Below are 18,280 nucleotides of genomic sequence, written 5' to 3' on the forward strand. Positions count from 1 at the left end.
GCACATCAGTAGTGTAGCGGTCATCACCGGGCGTTGCCAACGCTCGAACCCGGGTTCGAATCCCGGCTGATGTATAATAACTGACGAAGCAGATTAAAGTTAAGAGTCAGGCAATCTATCCAGTTCTCTATTCTTTCTTCAGTCTCTATTCTTTCTTCAGTCTCTATTCTTTCTTCAGTCTCTATTCTTTCTTCAGTCTCTATTCTTTCTTCAGTCTCTATTCTTTCTTCAGTCTCTATTATTTCCCTGTTCCAGGTTAGCTCTATTTCCGAAATAAACATGTATTAAAACTTTTTGTTTTGGGTTAGAAACTTCTTTTAGTTATCCAGCTTTTCAGCAAAATATACTTTTTTGAACAAATAATTCCTGGATTAATTTCATGAGTTCAATTTATACTTTTTTTTGTCAAGTTTTAGAACGACATCAGACCCAATGTTAACCTATACTAAAGTTCTGAGTTTAGTGCAGGTGGTAGTCATAGGTCTGGGAAATAAAATGTGTTAACCAGCTCATTGTCAACCAAAAAATTAATTAAAACATAAAATCATTATAATTATTGGATATACATCTCGAGAAGACAGAGAGACACGTCTGCTTGAAGAGATCTATACCAACTATGTTGCAAACCTGAAAAATCGTAGGAGATTTGAAAATGACAGGAAAGTTCCAGAAAAGAAATGCAGAAAGGAAAGGCATCAGAAAAGAATATGAACTGGAGCAGAAGTTAATAAAGGAAATCGTAGACGAAATTCAGGTAAGCGGCGGTGGATCTATAGAGTGAGTAGAAAAGTACACATAACAATCCAGGCTGGAGAGATTTCCGAGCAGACCGTAGAAATAGCTGAGAGTGCTACCTACGAAGACCTGCTTAATACTTTGGATATAAATCAGGAAACAGTACTTGTATTAAATGGAGGGAATGCTGTCCCCCTTGATGGGGCAGTCAGTTCCGATAAGCTTACAATTCTCAGAGTTGTCACAGGGGGCTGACCTGCCAGCAAAAGGCAGAACCCCTCCTTTATTACAATTCCTTTTTTCCACCTTTTTTAAAGTCTGATATAGAGTTTTTTATCACTAAGAGCGTTTCTTACCAAGCCTTTTCAAAAAATGCTTGAGCGAAAACCTTTTGAGAAAAGGTTTTATCGAAAACTCTGATTTATCTAACCGGTGTAACCGGGGCGGGCTCAAGCGACGCCACGCTTGCGGGACAGCGGTTTGTAACTCAATCCATGTACACAGAATAGCGGTGGATAACTCCCCTGGTATATATTCCAAGCAAACTGGTTTAAGGTGGAATTAAGGCGAGGGATAGAAGGATATGAAAGGGGAGATAATGAAAAGAGAAGGTCTAAGAAGCTCGATGAGAATTAAACCGGGGAGAAGAGGAGAAGAGGCGCAGTAAAAGGCTCAAGAACCCGGAATTCGTTATTTTTAACGGGGGAAAAGACAATTGAGTGAGCAGAGAGAATCAAGAGTAAAGAGCAGGAACGAAAAATAATGAGAAGATTTTTACTTCCATAATGGTCGAACCCCAGAAGAGGATTGTCAGCCATTATGGAGCAAATCCTGTTTGAGGGTCTTTACTTTGAGGGAGTAAGAGGCACTTTTTTGCTCATGACCTTCAGTTTCTTAATTGCTGAGATAGTCGCCTGAGATTCTTTGTAAATTTTGTCTTCGTAATAACTTATGATCTCGTCAACGGGAGCTGCAAGAGCATAAATCTTTATCGGGCGCCCTTTACCAGGTTTCTTCTCCGAACGAACGCTGACCCATGACTGGTTGCGCATCAGCCTCATTGCAAGGCTCACTTCGGGTTGTCTTAATCCGGTACTGATTTCGATTTCACGGGATGATGCCTCGTCAACATTCATAAGATATGCCATGGTTGTAGCGACATTTCTGGACATCCCGAGGTTCCTTAACGTTTCAATAAAAATGTGGTCGTTTTCGTCCAGCACTTTTACTTCATAGTCTTTCATGATAACCCCTTCATACTTGTAGTTTAATGGATATGTTTGTCAGTTAAAATAATATCAAGATAATTATGTTTAGACCTTCAAAGAATGCTTTTATAATTACCTCTCAAAACTGACAACAACTGGTAAATATATACACTGTAGATATATTTATACGGTAACGTATTTCGTTTTGAAATTTTAAAGACGATAAAAAACGTTTTTACGTAATATAGCGGATTGTTTCCGTTTTAAGTCCAACAACCGGTTATTAAAAACAAATAATATATGTTTATAACCGACTACTAGAGCCCCGTTTTATGACATTGATGGGAAGGGCCTTACAGATTTAACAATTAAACCTGTATACGTATATAATTAGAAGGTTATTCATCTCCAACAATTAATAATGTACTCATACTATTTAAAGTTGTATATATTAAAAGGGAATTGAAAAACTTTCAGTCACTCCTGGCATGTGTTACTGTGTGAAAATGTTCATATATAGAGGCTATTATAATAAATGAATCCGAATAAAAAATTTCAAGCCTCATGGTAAAAATACTATAATCCAACTGATTAATAATTTGGGTTCCGGTTTCAGGAGAAAGTGCGGTTAGAGCTATGATAGAAGTATTAAATTTCCAATTCAGGTGAAGGAAAAGAATAATCACACTGGGCAAATTAAACCTTGGGATCCCCTTTAATATCAGTTATTTCTCTAAAGAGAGAAAAAGATTTAAAAAATAAAAGAGATAAAATATTATTAGAAATACATTACTCCGAGTTACAATGATTACAGCTACAAAAAATAAAGCAGACATCGGAAGAATAAAGGCTGGTAAATATCTCAATTACTAAGCTGTTTGTATTTAACGGATTTACTCTTGTTAACTCATCTTTCCTTATCAACTCATTTCTCTATGTTAACTATCCTCTGCTGGAAAAAACTAATCGGGGACCGCGGTCATGAAATGCATTTAGGAGCGCGAGTTAAGATCAAAACTTAATAAAATAAATACAATTAAATAGAGTCAATAGTTAGATAAGCCCATTAACCAGGCACATCAAGCCCTTATTTAATTGGTTTAAATTGATTGCTCAAGCCTGCCGTCCGGTAAACCATCCAGACCCACCATTAAGTCAATTATTAACCGAAACTGATAAGTTCGAAAGTTAAGAAAACAACGAGCAAGAGTTATGGTATGTCCTGCGGGCAAATTATACAGCAAAATAAAGAGTACATCAATATCCAGAAAGTTGAGTTCGCTTCAAGATAAAGACAAAACCGATAAAAAGAGTTGATACAACGATCGAGCTGATAATAAAAGCGTTCTGGCTGATGATTCCGGCGTACCTTCCCAATCCTTTTGCTGCTGTTTTCGGCGGTGGTAAGCCGATTGACGGAGGCCGGACCCTAAGGGACGGAAGAAGGATTATAGGAGATGGAAAAACTTACAGAGGACTTTTTTCAGGCATTTTCTTCGGAGTGCTTGCAGGTAGCATCCAGATCTGGCTGAGTTCGAGAGGATTCGAAATCCTGGGCACTGAGATGCCAGCTTTCGGCGCAAACTATGCCGAGGCTTTCAAAGTTGTCCTGGCACTTGCCTGCGGCTCACTTTTCGGAGATATGTTCAAGAGCTTTTTCAAGCGCAGGATGGGCCTGAAAAGAGGAGCTCCGCTTCCACTGGTAGACCAGCTGGATTTTGTAATCGGCGCCTGGGTTTTTGCATACCTGACAGCTCCGGAATGGTTCATAAATAATTTTACAACTTCGGTAATGTTAACCATCCTCATAACGACACCTCTGCTGCATCTGACGACAAATATAATAGGATACTTCACAGGTATAAAGAAAGAGCCGTGGTAAACTTGCAGAAGTTAACACAAACGTTCTCAAAAAAAGGCTTAATCACAAACTTTTTCCGAAAAAGTTTGATCAAAAAGGCTTGATCACAAACTTTTTCCGAAAAAGGCTTGATCACAAACTTTTTCCGAAAAAGTTTGATCAAAAAGCCTGATCACATACTTTTTCCGAAAAAGGCTTGATCACAAACTTTTTCCGAAAAAGTTTGATCAAAAAGCCTGATCACATACTTTTTCCGAAAAAGTTTGATCAAAAAGCCTGGGAATTGATGCTGTTATCGAGATATATAATATTTAATATGTTGCAGGTAATATTTAAAAACAAATAGCTAATAAGGCTGCAAACAGGTGAGATCATGAGCAAACCGGAAATAGAAAGTGAAATAGAGACGCAAAAACAGGAACTGATAGCAGCCCTTAAAGCCTGCGGAGCTGTACGCTACGGGGACTTTACGCTTGCCTCAGGGAAGAAAAGCAAATATTACATAGACATTAAAAAAGCCAGTACTGATCCTAAAACCTTAAAACTTATAGCGCGGCAGGCAGCATTCAGGATAAAACAAATGGATGTTAATATAGTGGCAGGTGTGGAACTTGGGGGTGTGCCGCTGGCAACCGCGGTTTCAATGGAGGCTGACCTTCCTCTGCTTATAGTCCGGAAAGCCGTAAAGGGCTACGGCACAAAGAGCAGGTTCGTGGGCGACATTAAACCGGAAGACCGGCTTGTAATGCTTGAAGATGTGACAACAAGCGGAGGCTCGGTCAGGGATGCAATTGAGGTTGTCAGGGAAACCGGAGCAAATGTTAAGTATGTAATTACAGTCGTGGACAGGGAAGAGGGAGCCAGAGAAAACTTAAACGAGACAGGTACGGAACTCGTTCCTCTTGTGAGTGCAGGTGATCTCTTAAAGTAAGGAAAGTGCGAGAGCCCTTCCATTGTTAACGAGGCTTTTCAGATTTTACTTTAGAATCCCTAATCGCTGTAAGGAGACACTCAAGAACTTTGGCAAAACCGGATGATTAAAAATAAGGATTACTGCAACAATATTTTATCACGAGTTGCCTCTCATTTTTGCCTTCATTGAATGTATCTACATGCCTGCGGGATTCCGATTCGCAATCTGGATGACTGCGTTGATTAGCTGTTTTCTTTTAGCATCAAGCCTTTCAACGCTTTCTGGGCTTCAATAAGATCATTAAAACCTGCTGCTACTTCCGGATACTCATCCTGGAAAATTTCATATGGATTCGTTCGCGCCTGTAATCTCGTGAGAAGAATTTACTCTTTTTCACTTAATAAAACCAGGTTATGGACACTGGAAGGCAGCACAGGTAATTAAAAAACACTGAAAAGAACGACTTTTGTGTAGATCTGAAGCCTGACAATGAGAAGATATTTATCAGAAGAAATAGAGAACTAGGAAGTCCTTGAGTGTATCTCTGATAAAAAGCATTGTCAATAACAACAGATAAGTGCATAAAGTAACGTCGAGAGGTTTTGAGGACTGAAATTCATTACCTTTTCTTATCTTACCCCATTATCAGTACATATTGAAATCAAACCTGATATTGAAATCAAACCTGAATATAATAAAGTAATCTTTTTAAAACCAGGAGAATAAAAATGAAAATTTTGCTTATCGGCGGAGGCGGGAGAGAGCATGCAATCGCCGAAGGAATCAAGAAAAGCAAGCATAACCCCTCCCTTTATGCGTTAATGGCGAAGAAAAATCCCGGAATTGCCGCCCTCTGTGAGGATTTTCTCCTTGAGAAGGAAACCGAGATTGAAAAAGTCGTTGAGTATGCAAAGGCCAGAAATGTTGAAATAGCTTTTGTAGGTCCCGAAGCCCCTCTTGCAGCAGGAGCTGCGGATGCCCTCTGGGAAGCCGGAATTCCGGTTGTAGGACCTAAAAAAGCCTGTGCGATTATAGAATTTGACAAAGCCTGGGCAAGAAATTTCATGAAGAAATATGGAATTGCAGGCTGCCCTGCCTATGAGGTTTTTACAGAAAAAAAGCCTGCCCATGCTTTCATAGAAAAACTTGGAGACGTGGCAGTCAAGCCCTCGGGTCTGACAGGGGGCAAAGGCGTAAAAGTTATGGGAGACCAGCTCCCTGACCTTGAAGCTGCCAAAGCCTACACAAGTGAGCTTCTCGAAAAAGGAGCCGTGGTTATCGAGGAACGCTTTATAGGAGAAGAATTTACTCTCCAGGCGTTTGTGGATGGAAAAAATCTTGCTTTCTTCCCTGCAGTGCAGGATCACAAGAGAGCCTATGAGGGAGACCTCGGACCCAATACAGGCGGTATGGGCTCATATACCGACGCCAGGGAAATCCTGCCTTTTATGCTCCCTGAAGATCTGGAAAAAGCAAAGAAGATTATGCAGGATACCGTAAAGGCACTCCATGAAGAAACTGGAACCGGGTACCAGGGCATTCTCTATGGCCAGTTCATCCTTACAGCCAGCGGTCCCAAGGTAGTGGAATTCAATGCGCGATTCGGTGATCCCGAAGCCATGAACGTGATTCCTCTCATTGAAACCGATTTTGTGGAAATCATGTCTGCGGTGGTTAAAGGAACCCTTGGAAGCCTCCCTGTAAGTTTCAGCAGGAAAGCGACTGTCTGTAAGTATGCAGTTCCTGCTGGTTATCCTGATAAGCCTGAAAAGGACAGCGAGGTAACTGTAGGAGACATAGGGAAAGCTTCGATTTACTATGCCAGTGTCTATGAAAAAGACGGAAAAGTTTATACAACAACTTCCCGCGCCATTGCAGTTGTCGGGGTTGCGGAAACCATAGCTGCAGCCGAAAAAATTGCCCAGAGCGCCCTTGAAAACCTTCATGGTAAACTATTTTTCCGGAAAGACATTGGGACTGCTGCACTTATCCAGAAGAGAATTGACCATATGAGAGAACTCAGGGGTTAACCGCACAAAAAAGTTACTGTTCGGAATTATCTAATTGATAGAAGTAAGTTAACTGCCTGAAAAGTCCTGCAAATGTACGGCGTGAAAATAAGTACTATGCAGTAATATAAAGTTTAAGTTCAGCCAGAATGAAGTAAATTCAGCTATAATGGAGTAGATTTAGCTAGAATAAAGTCGGGGTTGAAGCGATGAAGAAGGATGTACTTTCGATAACTGACCTGTCCAGAGAGGAGATATACGAGCTCCTCGAATCGGCCGCAGACCTGAAAGCAAAACGCAAGGCAGGAGAATCTACAGAGTTCCTGAAGAACAAAAGTCTCGGGATGATCTTCGAGAAATCTTCCACAAGAACCAGAGTATCCTTTGAGGTCGCAATGACCGACTTCGGGGGACATGCCCTTTACCTGAACTCCAGGGATATCCAGATAGGAAGAGGCGAGACTATTGAGGACACTGCCAGAACCCTCTCAGGCTACCTTCATGGAATTATGGCAAGGGTTATGAGCCACGAAACGGTAAAGAAATTAGCTGAATACTCAGCAATACCCGTAATCAATGCACTTTCGGACCGGGAACACCCCTGCCAGATCCTGGGCGATTTCATGACCATAATGGAATATAAGCGCAGGTTCGAAGGCCTTAAGTTCGCCTGGGTGGGAGACGGGAACAATGTCTGCAACTCAGCCCTGCTCGGCTCGGCTATCATGGGGATGGAATTTGCAGTCGCCTGCCCGAAAGGATATGAACCGAAAGCCGAATTCCTTGAAAAGGCAAAAGCTCTCGGAGGCAAGTTTACTATTACCGATGACCCTAAAGCTGCCGCAAAAGATGCGGATATCATTTATACGGACGTCTGGGTCTCCATGGGTGACGAAGCCGAACAGGAGAAACGCCTGAAAGACTTTGCCAGATTCCAGGTCAACACCGAACTCCTCGGAGCCGCAAAGCCGGATGTAATAGTTATGCACTGCCTGCCAGCCAGGCGTGGCCTTGAGATTACGGATGAAGTCATGGACGGCAAAAATTCCGTAATTTTCGATGAAGCCGAGAACCGCCTGCATGCACAAAAAGCCCTTATCCTGAAATTGATGAGATGAAAATCTTATCAATTCCAAATTTATTTATATATTTTTATAGTCTCAAGCAGTTTCTGGATTCTGTTTTTTGGTTTGAGTATAAAGGCAAAGGAAATTATTGGAAGAGTTCAGGCGAATTTCGTCCTCCGAACAGGCTTTCAAGGAAAAAGTATAAGAACAAAGAGCACTACTATTGCTCCTGTTACATAAGCCACATCATGCGAGAGTTGCCCAGCCAGGTCAAAGGCGCTGGATTCAGAGTCCAGTCTCGTAGGAGTTCGTGCGTTCGAATCGCACCTCTCGCATAATACTTTTTTTAATTGATTCTATGCTTTTATCTATTCTTTGAGTTTCTTATGAGTTGCGGCAAGATGAATTCCTAAGCAAACGAATTTAAGATTTGGTATGAGGATCCGAATCCTCAAAATCTCGCATTTCAGATTAAACTTTTAGGTATAAATAACTTAAAAATAGAAAGTCAGATGTTTGTATGCAATTATAAAATGTTAAAAGTACCATTTTTAGGACTTATGAATACTAAAGTTAATTTTCTAGGTATTTAATGATTCCTTGGATAAACCCAAAGTCAAACTTCGTCTCAAAATCTTGTAATTTAAAAATCAATAAAACATGTGAAAATGTTATGAGCACTTTCACATCAAAAATGAATAGTGAAATGTTAATTTACGTCTTCACCAAAAGCACTTTAAATTTATTTTTAATACTTATCGTCCTCATCGCTTATAAATCTCGTAAGTGTTCCTCTTATCTTAGATTTGCTCATTAGATTATATTCTAAGATCTCAGAAGTAGTGGCTCCTTTTTCTGACATTGAATAGAATGTTTTCTCACCTAATAATACATATTTCCAAGTGCAATTCATCCTATTTTCTTCGTTTAGTTCGTTTATCTTATTGATCCAGTCAACTGTGGAAATCTGTTTAAGTTTTACGTTAGGACTATTTACATCTCTTTCTGCTTTTGTTTCTACTAAGTAAATTATATTATTTACTTTAACTATGAAATCAGGGAAATAATGAGATAACAATCCATCCTCTCTAATATAAAGAATACTAGCAAAGTTATGAGCATATTCATTTATTTTTACAAATTTTTCTACTTTTGCGTCCCTATCAATAAATTCGATAAATGCCCTTTCAAATCCTCCCTTATTGCTAGGGAAAGGAACTTTTGGATAGATTGATTTTGAAACTTCTATGCAATATCTTTCTCTTCCTTTAATCTCAGTGACCTCAGAAAATTGTCTTTTTACAATCTTTGCTTCATTTACATCCAGTTTATTCTGTAAATCGTATATACTCGTACTGATGTTTCGTATTATATGCTCTGTAATTCTTGATTCTGTAAGTAGAAGTATCTTCCAATTATTATCTATGAGAGGATCAAATTCCTGATTAAATAATTTATATCTGATATATCTGTCAGCAAGTTGAGCTATTTGAGCAGTATTGATCTGCATCACAGGAAAATTTTTTGTACTTCTTTTTGAAATCTTAACAGGAACAGCAGAAACGATATTAATTAATTTTGAGACAAATGAGTTATAATTTTTTGCATTAAATATATCTGCGGTTACCGTGTATTCTCCAAATCTTGTTCTTACGGTTAGCTCTTCTCCATAAAAGATATCTCCGTCTTGTTTTGGAATAATATTCTTTAATTTATCTAAGGAAGTTGGAAAAGGCTCAAGGTCTTCAACAGATAACTCACCTACTTCAATAAATTCTTCTTTATCGTGAATTATGATCGGCCAAAAAAGATCATAGTCCTTGTAATCCTCTTTTAATCCGATATTGATTAAATCTCCAATAACTCTTTCACGCTCTGGAACTTTCTCAACTTTACCAATAGCGTCTTCTAAAACCCTTTCATAAAATTCAATAAAGGCAGGATGTTCAACAATGCTTAAAATATCTAAATAATTGTCGGGCTCTTGTTTTTTGACTAATAATTTATCTCTATTTTCGTTTTTAATCTCGGTATAATCAGGTTCTCTCCACATCAATCTTAAACCTCTACCGATTACCTGCTCTAAAAGAATATATGAGGTACTTGACCTTAAAGGAACGATGACACAGATATTATTTACATCAAACCCTTCTCTTAACATAAGAACTGAGATAACGACTTTTGGATTTGCATGTTTATCGAGATTGAACAGTCTTTGTTTAATTGCATCCCATTCATCAGGCTTAACCTCACCTTTTTTATTTGAGTGAATCTCCATTATTTCATCATCAGATAAGCCTTCTAGCTTGAAAAATTGAGTTACATAAGGAACAACACTGGTGTCTTCACATATAACCAGCATTTTAGGATATTTTTCCTTGTCAAAGCTTGTAAATCCGTCTTCCAAAATTTTCAATTTGCTTAGCCCGGCTCTGAGCATCACCCTTTGACCATCAGATAGTTTGATATCTTTTCCATCTTTTTCAGCTTTGAAGTCTAAAGGAAGGGCTGCTACCTCTTTTCTTTTGTCAATGGCAACAGTCTTAACCAAACCTAATTTTATGGCTTCTTTAAGTTCAAAATTAGAAATTATATGAGGGAAATAGTGTATTTGTCTATTTTGCCCGCTTCCGGTAACATTATAAGGAGTTGCAGAAAAATCTATTTGAATAAATTTGTCTTTTTTATCCTTCTGAATTTTGCTTAACGCTTTTTGCCACTTTTTCTCTAAAACTTCATCTTCTTTTTTCCATTCTCCTAAATGATGAGCTTCATCATTGAAAACAACAATATCAGATAAATTAGCGAGAAAATCTAATTGTTTCCCTTTGAAATATTGACTATCCAAAACATCTAAACTGTGACCCGCTGAAGTTCCTGGTCTTATTGGGAATTCCTTTTTTACTATTATGCTTGGATCTTCCAATGGACTAATATCCTCGTCATTTTCTTCAGCTTCAACCAATAAATGCCAGTTGGTTATTGCTATTAACCCGTCTCCAGTAGTCTTTCTTGCTATTTCTTCCTTAGTACAGACTGCTGATTGGATAAAATTGAAAATTTCTTCTCTATATGGTTCTGGAATAAAGATGTCCTCGAATTTCTTTAGATCTGAGGTATCAAAATCTCTTTGCCCGTTTTCTTGAGTCTTTCCAAGATAAGCATCTAATAATCTTTCGTAAACAATCAACCCAGGAGCAACGAAAAGGAATTTTTTGGAGTAAGTCCCTGATGCTGTTTCTTCATGCTTTGCGTTAAGATATTGCCAGATAAGTAAAGCATGCATGACCCATGTTTTTCCTGTACCTGTTGCCATTTTTATGCAGTATTTTGGGTGTAGATACTTATTTTTTTGCATATCCAAGAGATCCATTTCCTGCAATAATTGAGGTTCAATTGTCATGTATATGTCTTGAACGTTCTTTAACTTCATGACTTCATGGATGTAAATAGAATTAAGGATTGATTGCCACTGGCCTCTGTGAAAATTAGAGTTTCTTAAATCTGCAAAACTTCCTTCAGGATCCCAGAATCTGAGTAAATCTTTAGTTACTGGTGTAACTTTATCTAAAAACCCCCCATTTTCCCATTCTGCATTAACAATAGCAGTTGTTGCTTCAGCTAGCTTTAAAGGTACATTTCTTGTTCCTGAATGTGTTGATTTTACCATTAATTCACTTCCTGAACAGTAACACTTTCAAAACCGAAAACATCTACCGCTTTAACGCAGATCTTTCTTTTTCCGTTAACTTTTGGAATTTCGAGTTTAGCTTTCTTTATAACTCTATAGGGATCACTATCATTCTCTGTGTTCTGCCTATAATCCTGCCACTTGCTCCTAAAGGTTTCTCCATCATAATCAGGGTCAATACTCCAGTACTCAATTAAACTCAATGGGTCTTTACCCATAATTTCTTCTAATTTTTCCTTATTTTTCTGGTCTAAAGGCAACACATCAGGAGAAAGGAGAGTATAATTATCTAATTCAACTTCAATAACATCATTTTCTTCTCCCAGTATTGCTTTCACTGGTTTAATTGTCAAATATTGGAGCGATGAGAATCTGACAGTTCCAGATTTTATGAGTTTTGCATAGCTCGCTTTTGACTTTAGTTGGTCCAATAAGTCAGGAGGGATAACCAAAACCTCTAATTTATCATCTTTAAGGTTATCCATTACCTTTCCAATATCTGGCTGGAAGTTCCATCCCAAAACAACAACTTTATCCCACCCTCCCATAAATGATGCTCTTAATTCTTGAGCTTTCTTTAAAGTGTTATAGCCAGTCATTTTTGAAGGAGAATCAACAAAGACAAGCGTTTTAGTTCTTTTATCATAACCTAAATTATTTGGTATTCCCTCCTGAATAGGGAAAGGCAATGCTCCATAAAGATTGATGACAACATGAGCAAGATCCCCAATAGTCCTGAAAGCAGATTTTTCAAACTGCTCTTTTTGATAATCCCCTATTGATTGATATAAGAATGGTTTTGCGTCTTGGTCAATTAGCCTTTTTCTCATGACCATGCAGGCAGGTTTTCCTAAATCAGACATTATCCATTTTCTTCCGGCTTTCTCGGCAACTGCTCCTGTTGTCCCAGAACCTGCGAAAAAATCTGCAATAATTGAATTCTCATTTGAACAATGTTCAATCATCAAATCGATAAGATCTTCATTTTTTTCTGTTTGATAATTGAATTTAAAGGAATATGCTGTAATATCATCCCAAATAGTGTCTCTAACTTCAAATTGTGTTTCTGCAATTTTATATTCTGGTTTTCCTGTTTTTGGATTAGGTCTTAAAATGCCTTCTTTGATTGCTTTTTCAGCGTTTTCTTTTGTCCATCTCCAATGGTTCCCATTCCTTGGTTTGAACCCGAATAATTCATAATCCATTCCATTTCGATGCCCTGATGCTTCAAAAGAATGGTATCTTTCATCTCTTTCGTTGTGTCTCAAAAATGGTTTAAATCTTGCATTAATATTTTTGCTGTAAAATAATACTGTATCATGACCAGAATTGATTTGTTTAACTGTTTCATATTCTTGAATATTCTTTTTTATTCTTTTAACAACAATTTCGTTTCTAAAATTCTCTTTTCCAAATATATCATCCAATATTATTTTTAGATAGTGCCCGATATGCCAGTCGATGTGAACAAAAATAAAACCTTGTTCACTCATGAGTTCTCTCATTAACATCAATCTTGGAACCATCATCTCGAGATAAGATACTGTTCCATTCTTCCACGTATCTGAATAAGCATGCTGTTCTATAACTGTAGGCATAGCTTCAATATCGACCGAAGGAAGATGTATTCTTGTCCTATAATCTGCTTTAGAGTCAAAAGGAGGGTCAATATAGATTAAATCAATTTTTCCCCTCATTGAGGGCATTCCTGTTGAAGGGTCTCCTGCTAAAAGTGCCTGCATTGCTAAAAGATTGTCTCCGTAAATTAGTCTGTCAAGCCAGTCTTTCTTAACATCGCCTTTAACAGTTTGACCTGTAAATGAGAATAAGCCTCCTTTAGATTTAGTTGGTAAAACCAATTCATTAGTTTGTAATGTGATTTTATTTTTTTTTGAAAGAGTATCCAGAATTTTTTCTGCTTCTTTGCTTCCACGTTCTATTACTTTAGGCAATTCTGTAATAAGAGATTTCGTTTCTACCATTATAAAAAACCCACGTGCTTTGATGTTTTTCTAATTAACTCAGTTTGGTAAAACACTATTAAAACTTTATTATTAAAGTTTTTATGGTTAATGTAAAAGATAGAGAAATATTAAGGAAAGAGTAGATATTATATATTTGTGAATAAATTGATGATAGACCGAGGATTATTGGGTGCTTTATCTCAAAAATATCCATTAGAAATTTTCCACGGAGCTAGAATACAATTATTAAAATCTCATATCCCTGATTCGTACATTGCTCGAAGTAATTCATATTCTGCGTCAATAACTTCAGGAGTTCTATCTTTGTTTAATAACGAATTCATTTTATCAAGTGCTCTTTTATAATTTTCAACTTTCACCGGGCAATCGAAAAGATAATTAATTTTTATTTGTGGCTTATCAGGGTTCTCTGCGTTCCATGAGGCCCTTAAGAAATTATGGTTCGCATCCATGACTTCAGCATCATAGATTAAGTCCATGCGTTCATGTTCAAGTAATTCGGATTCAGATACTCCACTGTCTACTAACCGCTGCCTGGCTCGTGCCTTTGCCATCTCAAACTCTTTAGAACAGCGCAAGAGTTCAGGAGTATATAATAAATTTTCGCTGGATTTGTTTGGTATTATGGGTTTTTTGGCTTAAGGTTTCCAGAACATCTAAATCCTTAATTATTCTCGGTTTCTGAGTGCTCGGCTTGAAAGACTGTAGTCTCGTAGGAGTTCGTGCGTTCGAATCGCACCTCTCGCATTAATTTTTTAATTACTTTTATGCTTTTATCTGGTTTTTAGGTTTCTTGTGAGTTGCAGAAGATACTTCTCTAAAGAGGCAGACTTAAGATTCTGGTTTGAAGGAATTCGTGGGTTCGAATTCCACTCATCGGACTGATCTATTGGGATATATACAAAGCCAGAAAAGTGTATTAGTTTGTGTGGTTTTTCGGCATAACCGTATTTGACTTTTTACTCAAGGTTATTTTTGAATTTCTCACTATTGTGAGATAAATGATTTATTCTTCCAAAATATATAAATATAAATTTAACATTTCAACATTAATAGCTTTTAATAATTATTAAAATCTGTGAAAGGAAATAAGCATGGAATGGATACTTTTAATAATTGCAGGATTATTTGAAACAGGATGGGCAATCGGACTAAAATATAGTGACGGATTAACAAGATTCTATCCAATGGTATTTACGGTTATTACTTTAATTTTAAGCATGTGCCTATTGGAAAGAGCTTTGAGAACATTGCCCGTTGGAACAGCTTATGCAGTTTGGACAGGTATTGGTATTATTGGGACAACAGTATTGGGAATATTCCTTTTCAATGAGTCAATGAATATAACACGAATCTTCTTTATTGGATTAATTGCTGTTGGTATTGGTGGATTAAAACTGGTATCAGCCTGATTATCTACCCCATAATATTTGATAGAAAATACTCTGATTCATGAGTGAGAGAAATGAACGATATTGAAGAAAAGATAACTGACATCGGTCATGAGATTTTTAAGGGCTATGGGGTTGATGATATCACTGCACAAATCCTATCAATACTTAACTTTGAATCAAATGAAATAAGTATGGAGGAATTAGCACAGAGAACCGGATATAGTCTTGCTTCCATAAGCCTTAAGATTAAAAATATTGAACAATTTTGGAGCATAAAAAGAATATACAAGCCAGGATCTCGCAAGACATATCTGTATATGGAAAAAAACCTGTTAGATGCTTTTGCTATCCAGATCAGGAATGGATTTGGAACCGAACTGGACATCGCAAAAACGAAAATAACTCCCCTTATAGAAGAATATAGAGAAAATGCCACTACTCAGGAACAAAAAACTAAACTACATACGTATGAGAATTATCTATCTGAAGTTAATAAGTTCGAAGAATTGATTCACTATATATACGATCAAATTGATCGTCTAAAGAAGAATCAAGTTTAAGTTATTGCTAACTCTGGATCACATAATGAACTTGGCGTCAAAGTGCTGTAGCCTAAGATAAGTGTAGTCGGAGTGGAATATTTTGCAATTTTGAATGATACTGAAAACAGTACCTTTGGCCTTTGGGAAGAAGATAAAGAAGGAATGTTCTCGAAATAAAGCTGGCAGTCATTCCTTCAAATCATCAGCCTCCAAATTGCCAGTATTAATAGTATTCATGAGTTTTAATAGAGGTAAATAGGAAATTCCTGTTCACGATTTATCCTTTAGTGACTCCCACTTTTCCTGGTATATCATTGATGGCGGCGCCCGTATGAGATAATATAGGCAGCGTTACGAAACTGGATCATAGGGTCGGCTGGCTCGATTCCCTCGGGCAATTGGGCTGGGAGGAAGAGAAGGGCGCGTTCCGCTGCCTCACTATCGGGGACAACTTTTGTGATCTCGATGACTCCGATATCGACGAGCCTGCGTGTTTCAGGCCATGCAGTTGAAGGGTCGTCTATCTTATCTCCCGGTTCCGATATCTGAACACGCAAATCGAGCCTGATTGGTGCACGCGCCAAACGCTGGCGAATCTCGTCTGCAAGATAGTCCGGAGCAGCTTTTTCAATCTCTTCTGCAGCCAGAAACTGGTTCCCCTCCTGGGGTTCAACACGATAGCGACCGAAACTTACCTGTTCCTGTGCATTGGTGAACTTGAAACTGTTGACTCCAAAATAAGTGAGTGTTGCATAGCTGACTGGCGGGGGCTGTTGTGATTCCAGGAACGACTTCGCAACCGGATGTGTTGCAAGGTAAGTATCAGCCGGTGTCGGAGTTGCAACTCCGGGACCACTGGAACCAATTGCAATGAGGAGTTGCCGAAACTCATCAGTGGTGGCGGCAGGAAATCCATTGAACGAGTGTATCACAAGATCCGTTTCCGATCCATCAGGCAGGTGAAACTTCACTGCCAGACCGCGGGGGTTTGCAAGAGCGTCTGTGTCTGAAACCGTGGGTATGCCTGCAAAATCGGAAAAACGCACGGTAACAGGAACTGCTACCTTCTGAAAATGCGGTGCCTTACTCAATGTCGCTGCCGAAGGACCTGGGAGAAATCTTCCCTCCAGCACGATACCCTTAGCATGGATTGCGCGATTATGGGTTTGCTTGCCGAAAACAAGATTTATTGCGTCGACTAACTCAGCCGGTGTCGAGCTTTGAGGCGAGGAGATCTCCAGACCTTCCTCTGCCTGTTTTTCTCCGATTTCTTCATTCGAAAGTTTATGGTGCTCCTCATCCGATGACATTACAAAAATCTCCTTTCAATTATTTTGAATATGAGCTTCATGCCGAATATCTCTTAATTCCTGTATCACAGGACGCGACCCAATAACCATAAGTTTAACAACTGCCTGGTTGATGGTAATTCGTTATGACTTTCCGGATCATTGTTTCTCTAAAGAATGTAGTATCTCGAATTCACCGAAGACTCGCAATTTACCCCTGCATGACGAATTGAAAAATACGAGCGAATCTTCATTCCCCTGGTTCCTGAGAGTCGTGCATGTGCCGTACAAGGCATCCTTTTAGACCTTCAGCCTGACGTACCTGAATCTGGAAAGTCGGAACCGAGGCGCCGAACGGTGTCATCTGGTTCTCAGCTCATGCAAGATCAGCCTGGATACAGGTTGAGTCCTTTAAACAACAGTGTCCTGCGCACTGCTTTTATTAATTAAAATTCACTTTTGCCAATTTGCGACCTGACTTCCAGATGTAGCGTTTATTTGCTATCTGACTTTCAGATGTAGCTTTTTATCTTCGGAGTCTAAATCAGGTCGATTTACCGTTCTGGCAGAAATACATAGACGGCGTTCCTTCTCCGAGATTGTACTCATTCCAGACTGCGCAGGTATAACAAATGCATTGCTGGTCAGGGTTAAGGTCCTGACAGGTAGCTTTGCCTGTAGAACAGTATATCCCCGGAACGTCCTGAGGCTCCGGAACTCCTCCTTTCCGTGCATTTTCCAATCCTTTCACTAATTTTCAAGCTTATCCATCGCACATTTACTGTTAGCCTGGACAGGACATTTCGGACACATACATTTCTTGATATTATCTACAGTATACGGAACTTTTGGACTTTCGCTCGTATTCACCCTATCCCCCGAAATAATATTAATGAAAAAATATCCATTCATACTTTGGGTTTAGAACATAAAAGCCTTTTCAGTTTCGGAAAAATTGTAGCTTATGCGGTTGGACCAGAGTTCGGTAGGCAGAGCCCAAATATTGATATTTTATTAATTCTTCGAGTTTACCAATGATATAATTACATTGGTCAAAGTTACTGATAGAAGAAACAACTTTAAGCATTCAGATGATTCTTTTTCCGTTTTCGTAACAATGAATGTCAATAAATTATGTAGCGGATAATAATAATTTTCCAGTCTACTTTGAATGTAGGAGACTTTCTGAGAATTTTCGTGAACTATCTTAGTTTGTTTAATCATTCTGTTGCTAATATGAGAATATTTCCAGGTTATAGCTATAAGAAAAGATGAAGCAAAAATTTCAGAATATTTTAAAATTTCAGGTTTATTTGGAACAGTCAACGTTAAAAAATCAAATATAAGAAATACTACCTATAACGTCAAAAAATAGAAACTGCATCATCACTACAATATCAAAACTCTATAGTATTTACTGAAATAAACAAATGGTAAAAGTATATGATGAAATAAAAACAATAAGTTTTAACAATTGGACTGTAATCTGAAATGAAGATCTCTCAGATTTTTTGAGAATTTACAGGATAACTATTTTTCAGTCACGTACATCCGCTCAGGTTTTGAGAAATCAGATCATATTATTG

14 protein-coding genes and 2 tRNA genes are annotated in these 18,280 nt (G+C 38.2%); 10 read left to right on the forward strand and 6 right to left on the reverse strand.

From position 1 onward, the window contains the following. Window positions 1-2: 2 nt before the first annotated feature. The 3 genes from EQO05_RS14295 to EQO05_RS14300 all read left to right on the forward strand — a co-directional run bounded on the left by EQO05_RS14295 (window position 3) and on the right by EQO05_RS14300 (window position 990). Window positions 3-74: transfer RNA gene (locus EQO05_RS14295), tRNA-Gly, on the forward strand. Window positions 75-652: 578 nt separating this feature from the next. Next, window positions 653-781 carry a hypothetical protein gene (locus EQO05_RS16165; RefSeq protein WP_255420867.1) on the forward strand — a complete coding sequence of 43 codons (129 nt, stop codon included), beginning with the start codon at window positions 653-655 and terminating at the stop codon, window positions 779-781. After that, on the forward strand, window positions 778-990 hold the full coding sequence (locus EQO05_RS14300; protein WP_128507651.1) for a MoaD/ThiS family protein: 213 nt from the start codon (window positions 778-780) through the stop codon (window positions 988-990). The genes EQO05_RS16165 and EQO05_RS14300 overlap by 4 nt, the downstream gene beginning before the upstream one ends. Before the next feature lie 590 nt (window positions 991-1,580). Here the strand turns inward: EQO05_RS14300 and EQO05_RS14305 are convergent. Continuing rightward, the gene (locus EQO05_RS14305) at window positions 1,581-1,979 is read right to left on the reverse strand and encodes a hypothetical protein (protein ID WP_011308457.1); all 399 of its coding nucleotides are present in this window, start codon (window positions 1,977-1,979) and stop codon (window positions 1,581-1,583) included. Between the two features lie 1,318 nt (window positions 1,980-3,297). Here EQO05_RS14305 and EQO05_RS14310 point away from each other — a divergent pair. The 5 genes from EQO05_RS14310 (at window position 3,298) to EQO05_RS14335 (ending at window position 8,128) form a co-directional block, all read left to right on the forward strand. Then, the gene (locus tag EQO05_RS14310; protein WP_240664752.1) at window positions 3,298-3,825 is read left to right on the forward strand and encodes a CDP-2,3-bis-(O-geranylgeranyl)-sn-glycerol synthase; all 528 of its coding nucleotides are present in this window, start codon (window positions 3,298-3,300) and stop codon (window positions 3,823-3,825) included. 352 nt (window positions 3,826-4,177) lie between these two features. Further along, window positions 4,178-4,735 carry an orotate phosphoribosyltransferase gene (pyrE, locus tag EQO05_RS14315; RefSeq protein WP_128507655.1) on the forward strand — a complete coding sequence of 186 codons (558 nt, stop codon included), beginning with the start codon at window positions 4,178-4,180 and terminating at the stop codon, window positions 4,733-4,735. Window positions 4,736-5,445: 710 nt separating this feature from the next. After that, on the forward strand, window positions 5,446-6,747 hold the full coding sequence (gene purD / locus EQO05_RS14325) for a phosphoribosylamine--glycine ligase (protein ID WP_128507657.1): 1,302 nt from the start codon (window positions 5,446-5,448) through the stop codon (window positions 6,745-6,747). Between the two features lie 188 nt (window positions 6,748-6,935). Next, a complete protein-coding gene (gene argF, locus EQO05_RS14330; protein WP_048042219.1) occupies window positions 6,936-7,844 on the forward strand; it encodes an ornithine carbamoyltransferase in 909 nt (302 codons plus the stop codon). Between the two features lie 199 nt (window positions 7,845-8,043). Next, window positions 8,044-8,128 (forward strand) — tRNA-Leu (locus tag EQO05_RS14335). A 413-nt stretch (window positions 8,129-8,541) separates the two neighbouring features. Here the strand turns inward: EQO05_RS14335 and EQO05_RS14340 are convergent. The 3 genes from EQO05_RS14340 to EQO05_RS14350 form a co-directional block, all read right to left on the reverse strand. Further along, window positions 8,542-11,463 carry a DEAD/DEAH box helicase gene (locus tag EQO05_RS14340; protein WP_128507659.1) on the reverse strand — a complete coding sequence of 974 codons (2,922 nt, stop codon included), beginning with the start codon at window positions 11,461-11,463 and terminating at the stop codon, window positions 8,542-8,544. Then, entirely contained in the window at window positions 11,463-13,466 is a 2,004-nt protein-coding gene (locus tag EQO05_RS14345; RefSeq protein WP_128507661.1) for a site-specific DNA-methyltransferase, read from the reverse strand. Before EQO05_RS14345 ends, EQO05_RS14340 begins: the two co-directional genes overlap by 1 nt. A 236-nt stretch (window positions 13,467-13,702) precedes the next feature. Beyond that, the gene (locus EQO05_RS14350; protein WP_128507663.1) at window positions 13,703-14,023 is read right to left on the reverse strand and encodes a hypothetical protein; all 321 of its coding nucleotides are present in this window, start codon (window positions 14,021-14,023) and stop codon (window positions 13,703-13,705) included. A gap of 540 nt (window positions 14,024-14,563) precedes the next feature. On the opposite strand from EQO05_RS14350, the gene EQO05_RS14355 reads away from it, so the two are divergent. Together EQO05_RS14355 and EQO05_RS14360 are read left to right on the forward strand one after the other, a co-directional pair. Further along, window positions 14,564-14,881 carry a multidrug efflux SMR transporter gene (locus EQO05_RS14355; protein WP_128507665.1) on the forward strand — a complete coding sequence of 106 codons (318 nt, stop codon included), beginning with the start codon at window positions 14,564-14,566 and terminating at the stop codon, window positions 14,879-14,881. Window positions 14,882-14,934: 53 nt separating this feature from the next. Next, on the forward strand, window positions 14,935-15,423 hold the full coding sequence (locus EQO05_RS14360) for a GbsR/MarR family transcriptional regulator (RefSeq protein WP_128507667.1): 489 nt from the start codon (window positions 14,935-14,937) through the stop codon (window positions 15,421-15,423). Between the two features lie 293 nt (window positions 15,424-15,716). Here the strand turns inward: EQO05_RS14360 and EQO05_RS14365 are convergent, their stop codons facing one another. Continuing rightward, window positions 15,717-16,715, reverse strand: a complete 999-nt coding sequence (locus tag EQO05_RS14365; RefSeq protein ID WP_128507669.1) for a catalase family peroxidase — start codon at window positions 16,713-16,715, stop codon at window positions 15,717-15,719. A gap of 523 nt (window positions 16,716-17,238) precedes the next feature. After that, complete coding sequence (locus EQO05_RS16045) at window positions 17,239-17,445, reverse strand: DUF2769 domain-containing protein (RefSeq protein ID WP_240664754.1); 207 nt, start codon at window positions 17,443-17,445, stop codon at window positions 17,239-17,241. Between the last annotated feature and the right edge of the window lie 835 nt (window positions 17,446-18,280).

The organism is Methanosarcina sp. MSH10X1, assembly GCF_004099695.1.
Classification (GTDB): domain Archaea; phylum Halobacteriota; class Methanosarcinia; order Methanosarcinales; family Methanosarcinaceae; genus Methanosarcina.